Here is a 523-nt window from a genome sequence, read left to right as displayed (position 1 = left end):
AGCAATGCCAAGAAGTCTTCTCCGCTTTCCTTGTTTTGATCCTTGGTCTTGGACTTGCGAGCGTGTTTGCTTCCCGCTTAATGCATGATGTTACCCAACCAATCACGCACATGAAAAACGTCGTTGATCGTATTCGTCGTGGTCACTTAGATGTGCGTATCGAAGGCAAAATGCACGGCGAGTTAGACCAACTGAAAAACGGTATCAACGCCATGGCGGTTTCGCTATCGGAATACCACGTCGAGATGCAGCACAGTATAGACCAAGCCACGTCAGACCTACGCGAAACCTTGGAACAGTTAGAAATTCAAAACGTTGAGCTCGATATTGCGAAGAAGCGCGCACAAGAAGCCGCACGTGTGAAGTCAGAATTTTTGGCCAATATGTCGCACGAATTACGTACGCCATTGAATGGCGTGATTGGCTTTACTCGTCAAATGCTCAAAACGCAGCTTTCTAATAGCCAAACCGACTACTTGCAAACCATTGAGAAGTCCGCAAACAACCTATTAAACATCATCAA

1 protein-coding gene is annotated in these 523 nt (G+C 46.3%); it reads left to right on the top strand.

What is annotated here, in order from left to right:
- A partial coding sequence (locus R7190_RS30555; RefSeq protein WP_318138302.1) for a histidine kinase dimerization/phospho-acceptor domain-containing protein occupies nucleotides 1-523 on the top strand: 523 nt, incomplete at both ends.

Source organism: Vibrio sp. 1078-1 (genome assembly GCF_033340475.1).
This window is presented reverse-complemented; position numbering and strand designations above follow the sequence as displayed.